Origin of the sequence: Zhenhengia yiwuensis, from assembly GCF_014384995.1 — a bacterium.
Taxonomy (GTDB): Bacteria; Bacillota; Clostridia; order Lachnospirales; family Cellulosilyticaceae; genus Zhenhengia; species Zhenhengia yiwuensis.
Genome location: NZ_JACRSY010000084.1, coordinates 1 through 2,966, shown reverse-complemented (window position 1 = coordinate 2,966; position 2,966 = coordinate 1). Strand labels below are relative to the sequence as shown.

3 protein-coding genes and 1 other RNA gene are annotated in these 2,966 nt (G+C 29.1%); all 4 read left to right on the top strand.

Annotation, left to right across the window (positions count from 1 at the left end):
• Window positions 1–120: a transfer-messenger RNA gene (gene ssrA / locus H8718_RS19865) on the top strand; the annotation flags it as partial.
• A gap of 239 nt (window positions 121–359) precedes the next feature.
• The gene (locus H8718_RS19860) at window positions 360–1,313 is read left to right on the top strand and encodes a hypothetical protein (RefSeq protein WP_249334793.1); all 954 of its coding nucleotides are present in this window, start codon (window positions 360–362) and stop codon (window positions 1,311–1,313) included.
• A gap of 2 nt (window positions 1,314–1,315) precedes the next feature.
• The gene (locus H8718_RS19855; protein WP_249334791.1) at window positions 1,316–2,179 is read left to right on the top strand and encodes a hypothetical protein; all 864 of its coding nucleotides are present in this window, start codon (window positions 1,316–1,318) and stop codon (window positions 2,177–2,179) included.
• Between the two features lie 77 nt (window positions 2,180–2,256).
• Entirely contained in the window at window positions 2,257–2,610 is a 354-nt protein-coding gene (locus H8718_RS19850; protein WP_249334789.1) for a hypothetical protein, read from the top strand.
• The last annotated feature ends 356 nt before the right edge of the window (window positions 2,611–2,966 follow it).

Sequence of the window (2,966 nt, the reverse complement as noted above, 5' to 3'; positions counted from 1 at the left end):
TGAAGTGAACAGCCTGTCTCTGGGCGGTTCATGGAGGGAATGTTAAAACAGTGACTATGATGGTAGAGACCACGATTTATGGGCTTTCGGACAGGGGTTCGATTCCCCTCACCTCCATTAACTAAATCCTCGTAATACTCAGACAATGAGTGTTACGGGGATTTTGGAGTTTTTAGATGGAAAATACTTAAATTGGAAAACTAGAGATAAATTGACTAATCCTTGTAGAGTAGAGTGAGTCTGCTATAGGGAGGATAGTTATCATATTAAATTACTACATAAATAAAAACTAATTTTTTAGCTATTTATTTGTCGTTTTATAAATAAAGATATTAAATATTATAGGGGGGCTGAAAGGAATGAATGATATTTTGGAATCTTCACCGTATTTTTCTCAGCAAACAAATTATTGGATTGTAAGGTCAGGTGTGGAATCAAAGTTCTTTGAAGAATTTGAACGTAATGAGCAGATTGCTTTAGGGTGGAATCTAGTAAAAGATTTAAAATCTATAGAGAATAAATGTGATATAGATGCAATAAGAGATTTAGTTGAGTTTAAATACAATCCCCTTCTAGAAGAGCTTTCGAACAAAAAAAATGTAAATATCAAGAGAAGAATATCAGATATTACAGGTAAAATAAATAGATTTGTTAATGAGTTAAAGATAGGAGATATAATTTTAACTCCAGGTAAAGAGGAAGTATTAATAGGAGAGGTACTTAGTGATACTTTCATAGAAGAAGGTTCTTATAAGAATAGTAGTGGAAGTTTAGAAGAAACGATTATTGGAGATTTGAATAAGGTTAGAGACGTAAAGTGGATAAAAAAGATCCCAAGAGATGAACTTGAACCTAATCTAAGATTGATTTTAAATGTTAACCATGGTATTGCACATATCAATAATGATCAAGTTATTACAGAGATTAATCGAACCTTATATAGTTTTTATGTTACCGATGAGAAGGGACACTCAATATTTAGAATTAAAACACAAAATGAAATTGATTTTGATAAGTATGCATTGTTTATAAGGCATGCACATGGATTATATAATATATTAAAAAATGACTTGGATGAAGAGAAATTAACAATTAAAACTAATATCCAATCTCCAGGACCTATTGAATTCATTGGAAATGCAGTATTAGTAGGAGAGATGTCAATAGGACTTCTATGTATGTTTAAAAAGAATAAAGAAGCACTAGATAAGCTAGATTCTAGTAAGCAAGAAAAAATAAAAAACTATATAGATACCAACCCGGTAGAAGATGATCTACCAGATTATGAATTTCCATATGAAGGTGAATTTTAATTATGAGTGAAGAACGGATAAATAAACTAAGTGATAAGGAGACATCTGAAAAAATTAATAAAAAATCAGTACAAACTAAAAAGATATCAAATTATCGAGAAGGTGATAAATATAAAAATAAAATAATAAAAAGGCTATACTTCTCCAATTCAGAAAAGAAGTTTATGATTTTTAAAACAGAGGATGATATAGTACGTGCTTGTGGAGCAAATTTTGAACATATAACACATCAATTAGCTGAAAGTAAATATTTAACGGAGCAGGTTAAAGATAAAAAGGCAAAAGAGTGGTATGATTATCAAAGAGCTACAGCAATGAATACATATCTGATAGGACAACAGGAAAAAAGTAAAGATATACTTAGAGACTTAATTTATAAATTACAACAAAGGCAAATTGTCCAAAAGAAGATATGGTATATAGGAATATTTTTAGGAATAACAATTATTATGTTGTTGGTATCAATTATATTCTCTAGCTTTGGTATGAACTTTTATTATACTAAATATATAAAGATAGCCACATTTGGAGCAATAGGAGGATTCATATCATTAAATATTAAATTGAGTGATATGAAATTTGAAGTTTCTGAAAGTACTTGGAGTTATATTATTGTATCAATTTATAAGGTAGTATTTTCAATGTTAACAGCTATAATTAGCTATTTTTTAATAGAGTCAGATATTATATTAAGTGTTTTGAAAAATGATTCTACAGATAATATGTATTTAGTTTATACCGTAGCGACATTAGCAGGATTTAGTGAAAGTTTGTTACCTAATATTTTTAAGAGTATAGAGGGGAATGCTACAACTTTAGAAGAAAAGACGTTGGTAGAGGAGAATATATTGAGTAGTAGTGAATGAAAATTAGAAGGAAATCAAATAGTAGGATGGGTACAGACACATTATCTTGAAGCATTGAAAAGTAAGGGAGAATAAAAATGGATGATAAAATAAAACTTATATATGAGAGAATGCAAGATTATTTGAGACAAGTAGAAAAAATAGAAAGATTATGTAATGAGGATGCTCATATTAGTTTAATAAGAGAAACTTATACAGTATTAAAAAATGAAATAAAAAATGAGGCTAACTTTTGGGATAAGGTAACTAATTATGAGAAAGCAAATACATTTTTAAAGGCATTTTATATACCAGCTATTATGGAAGGAAGTGCTTTTGGATTAGAGGCAAGAGTAAATGGAAGTAAGGAAGAGATACAAAGAAGTATGTTTGAGTTAGAATATAAGCTAACTAAGTATAAAGATCATAAAGAATGGATTGAGTATAAATAACCATAGTTATTTAATAAAACAGTATATAAAAGATAGAAATGTAGGGTGAAGATTCTGATAATGTGAAAATTAGTTACTGCGACTCACCTTCATTACGATGATTTTTTATAAAAGCTTGGATTATGTATTTTGCATATCCAAGCTTTTTGTTTTATTCGGGTGTGTGAAAAAATCTCTGTAGATAATTTTCTATTGTAAGGTTTTAAAGGATGACAAAGTAGAGTACTACGTGATCATTGATTATTTCGTTTGATTAGAACCGGAGGTTCCCTTTTTAGAAACTTTAGTTTCACGTTAAAGAAACCACCAGTTCACTTATTGAGACCACTTTATAGTGATTAGATCAACTTATTGAC

Bases quoted from the DNA above. Each gene is read 5' to 3' on its own strand.
- H8718_RS19850 (WP_249334789.1), top strand. From the start codon at position 2,257: ATGGATGATAAAATAAAACTTATATATGAGAGAATGCAAGATTATTTG.
- H8718_RS19860 (WP_249334793.1), top strand. From the start codon at position 360: ATGAATGATATTTTGGAATCTTCACCGTATTTTTCTCAGCAAACAAAT.
- H8718_RS19855 (WP_249334791.1), top strand. From the start codon at position 1,316: ATGAGTGAAGAACGGATAAATAAACTAAGTGATAAGGAGACATCTGAA.